General features: G+C 38.5%; 5 protein-coding genes. All 5 read right to left on the reverse strand.

Translation table 11 applies throughout. The features are described from left to right. Positions 1-1,253, reverse strand: a 1,253-nt coding sequence (locus tag RCH61_RS09680; protein ID WP_306480595.1) for a HAMP domain-containing sensor histidine kinase, incomplete at its 3' end; no start/stop codon positions are given. Beyond that, on the reverse strand, positions 1,241-1,903 hold the full coding sequence (locus tag RCH61_RS09685; RefSeq protein WP_007888489.1) for a response regulator transcription factor: 663 nt from the start codon (positions 1,901-1,903) through the stop codon (positions 1,241-1,243). The genes RCH61_RS09685 and RCH61_RS09680, both read right to left, overlap by 13 nt. Before the next feature lie 14 nt (positions 1,904-1,917). After that, positions 1,918-2,658 (reverse strand): lantibiotic immunity ABC transporter MutG family permease subunit, encoded by a 741-nt coding sequence (locus RCH61_RS09690; RefSeq protein WP_306480596.1) that lies wholly within the window; start codon positions 2,656-2,658, stop codon positions 1,918-1,920. Between the two features lies 1 nt (position 2,659). Then, on the reverse strand, positions 2,660-3,391 hold the full coding sequence (locus RCH61_RS09695; protein ID WP_055176469.1) for a lantibiotic immunity ABC transporter MutE/EpiE family permease subunit: 732 nt from the start codon (positions 3,389-3,391) through the stop codon (positions 2,660-2,662). After that, complete coding sequence (locus RCH61_RS09700; RefSeq protein WP_306480597.1) at positions 3,384-4,097, reverse strand: lantibiotic protection ABC transporter ATP-binding protein; 714 nt, start codon at positions 4,095-4,097, stop codon at positions 3,384-3,386. Before RCH61_RS09700 ends, RCH61_RS09695 begins: the two co-directional genes overlap by 8 nt. Positions 4,098-4,150 lie beyond the last annotated feature (53 nt).

Genomic DNA, 4,150 nt, shown 5'->3' on the forward strand with positions numbered 1-4,150 from the left:
ATCCCATAATGGGCTTCGCCATTTCTACTTGTGTCATCCATAAAAAACTGCTCTGTGCCATGCAATAATGCTTCTTTTGTAAATCCTGATCCGCTATCCTCCACAATGAATGTCAGCCGGCCATCCTGCTCCTTTGCGTCAATATAAATGATTCCATTTTCTTTTGTATGCTCCACTGCATTCTGAATCACATTCATTACGGCTCGGAACATTGGATCATAAGCAATCGTTACCTTTTTATCACTTTGTTCCGCCTTCCAATCTATCTTCTGGTGATAGATTTCTACCAGTCCGAGTGCCTGTTCCTTTATATCTGCGAAAAAATCTTCTAACCTCACCGTTGTATAGGTAACATCACTGCAATTCCATGATTTTGTGACATCTATCAACTGTTTTACATAACTTTGTATCTGTGTTGTGCCGTTCAAAACATAAGTGATATTTTTCTTCTGTTCTGTGGTCAGTTCAGTCTCTGAAAGTAGTTCTGCATTTCCCCGTACAATCGTAAGAGGTGTTTTAATATCATGCGCCAAAGCAGACATCTGTTGTTTCTTTTCCTGCTCTGTTTTCCACTGCTTTTCTAAAGATTCTCGCAATGCATCTCGCATATCATCGATTGCCGATAAACAGTCATCAAACTCTTTGATACCGGAACAGGATGTCTCATATTCCAGATTTTGATCCTTTATTTGTCCGATTGCGTCTAATACAGGCTGCATCTGCTTTTTGATTCTTTTTCCAAAACGTATGGACGGAATGATGATAATCGCTACCGCTCCAATCACAGACATAATAATCATCACATTCTGTGGTCCTATAAAATGCTCCCTCAAAAAAGCTGAATGATATTGAGGTGTCAGGCGATATTGCAATACAACATATTCATTTTCCCTTACAATTACTTTATAAAAATATTTCCCGGATGCGTTTCCGTACTTTGCAACATTCCATGCTATCTGTTCGTATTGTTCTGACAGATCTCCACCTATTTTCTCTCCATTCTCTGAAAAGATTACATAATCACAAAGTGCGGGAATCATCTCAGCAGTCACTTTATCTGCACGTAGAATCGTATCATATGCTTCATTAATCTTTTGCTCTGCATAATTTGCCGGATAAATACAGCCCACACTAATCAAAAGGTACAGCAGCAGATAAGCAACAATCACCAAACCAACTAATGATCCAAGCATGACCAGTACATATCTCATAAAAATCCTGCTGAGTGCATTGCTTCTCTTTACTCTTCCCATTTATATCCAATCCCCCAGACTGTTTTTATCGGTGTATAATCATAATCCGCAAATTTTGCTCTTATATTTTTGATATGCGTGATTATAGTACTGTCATTACTCTCATTGTCAAAGCCAAAGACCGCTTCCAATATCTGTTCCTTCGAGAAAACCTGTCCTCTGTTTTTAGCCAGAAATTCACAGATTTCGTACTCCGCTTTCGTAAGAGGAAGTTCCTTATCATCAACCAATAGTTTCTTTTGAGATATTTGAATACAGACCCTCCCCAAAACCATCCGGACAGAATGTTCCCTGTGCTCTCTTCTAAGATGTGCATTGATCCTTGCCCGAAGTTCCATCACTCCAAATGGCTTTGAAATATAATCATCTGCTCCTAAAGAAAGTCCGTTTACCAGACTGTTTTCCTCCGTTTTTGCCGTAAGAAACAAAATCGGACAATCCACAAGTGCCCTGATTCTTTTGCATAATTCGAAGCCATCAATTCCAGGCATCATAATGTCCAGTAAAATCAGGTCATAACGATGTAATTCTTCCATATTAAGTTTCAGCGGATTACTTACTTTGGTAACCAGATGTCCATCCTTATTCAAAATGCTTTCTATCATTTCCAGAATTGCCGGTTCATCATCAACTGCCAGTATTTTTGCCATAGTTTCCCTCGATTCTATTCCGATATTCTGTTTCCTTCCCAGTGGTTTACCCACCAAAAATAGTATACCATACTAATCCCTGTAAATATTAAGCAACCTGGTATGAATGACAACCATTCACCTACACTAGTTTCTCCCAATACAGATTGCAGATAAGTATATGGTACTCTACCCGTCCAGCAGACAAATACATATTTCCACACATAATCTCCAAGTCCGGTAAGCATCAATGCACTAATTAGTCCTGATATAATCCCTGCTCCAATGGATACCCCTTTTCCAAACTGAAAAGCCAGAATCAGCTGCCACAGATAAAGTGGAACACTGCTTCCCCACAGCAGCAATGCTGCAAATATACATCCTTTCATGATTTCGATATCGCTTGATGCGATTCTTCCAAATCCAATTCCGAATATGATTGCTGTCAATAGGATAGAGCACAGACACAAAACCAGTAGCATCAACAGTTTCGATAAAAATGCTGCATGTTTATCCGGTAAAGATAACAGATTTTGAAAATCACCTGCATTTTGTTCCTGTTCCATCACACTTGCTGTAAAAATTCCAATAAGTACCGGAAGTCCTGCTCCTATTGCCTGATAAAATGCAATCACTTTCATATTTTCATTCCATGGTGAAAAAAAGTAATATATTAAAAATATAACGCTGGTTATAATCGGAATCAGTAAGTGTGCCAGAATCACAGATGTTCCTTTCATCTTTCGCAAGTCTGCATTAAGAGATCTTCCAATCATCTTATTTCACCTCTCTTCTCTCAAACCATTTCAAAAACAGAACCGTTACAAAAACAAACCAGATGATTGAGAGACACATTCCCGGAACAATGACTCCCGTATCCAAAAGAGGATTCCCTGCTTCTGCGGCAAGTCCATTTGGTAAAACATGAAGCAACGGGCACATCATTCGCATAGGGATTGCAGAAACAAGTACATACCAGATTCTGGTTTGTGATATTAGCACACCGCTGACGGTAATAAATAGGCAGACGAACAGGTTTACAATCATTCCAAATCGTTCACTTAAAAATAAAGCTACCGGAATCTCCCATAACTCAGAAACCGTCAGAAACAATACTGCAATCAACGCTCCTTTCACTGGAACATGTGTCGTTAGAAGAAAGCCTCCAAGCGTTGCTCCTGCAAACACAATCACATTAGAAAACAAAATCATGTACCCAATATAAATAATTTTCCCCAGCAACAATTTTCTTCTGTCTGTGGGAATAGTCATTAAATGATAGTATTTTATCTTTTTCTCCTGCGCCACAGAAAGATAACAAAATAGAGCAATCATCCCCGGCAGCAAAAGTGTATACCACCAGTTCCAAACACTTTCTGCATAAGCATTTGTCATCCCAAGAGTAAATATAAATGCCATGACAAATGTAAGAAGAGGAAATCCCCAGATAAACTTTTTTCGCATGGTTCTTTTGGCTTTTTGATGTTCTGCTTTTATAATATTAACCATGGATTTCACCTGCTTTCTGGTTTTTTCTTACCACATTCATAAACAAATCTTCAAGATTATCTCCCTGCTTTAATGCTCCTTCGTATCCTAAGATTCCACCTGAAATAATCCCGACTTTATCTGCAAGTAACTGTACCTCTGAGAGAATATGACTGGAGAGAATTACAGTGATTCCCTGTTCCGGAAAAGACCGGATCAGCTCTCGTAATTCCTCGATGCCTATTGGATCTAATCCATTCGTAGGTTCATCCAATATCAAAAGTTCCGGTTCTCCAAGCAATGCCATTGCAATGCCTAGTCTTTGCTTCATCCCCAAAGAAAACTGTCCTGCTTTCTTCTTTCCGGTGTTTGTAAGTGATACACTCTGCAAAACCTCATCAATTCTGTTTTCATCTGTACCAAGCAATAATTGTCTTACCTTCAAATTCTCTCTGGCGGAAAGATTTTCATAAATAGGCGGATTTTCAATTAACGCTCCTATTTTTGATAAATCTTTCCTATCCAAAAGTTTTCCATCAAAGTAAATCTTTCCTGCAGTTGGTTTCATCATACCGGTCAGCATTTTCAATGTGGTAGATTTACCAGCGCCATTCGGTCCAAGCAGTCCATAAATCTGTCCCTTTTCGATATTAAGTGAAACATTATTTACCGCTTTCTGCTTTCTAAAATATTTACATAAATTTTGTGTCTGCAACATCATTTCCATCTTTACTATCCTTCCTTCCATATTTCATTTCTTACTGAAATATAACCTAACAG

Source organism: Mediterraneibacter sp. (assembly GCF_030825015.1).
GTDB lineage: Bacteria > Bacillota > Clostridia > Lachnospirales > Lachnospiraceae > Mediterraneibacter.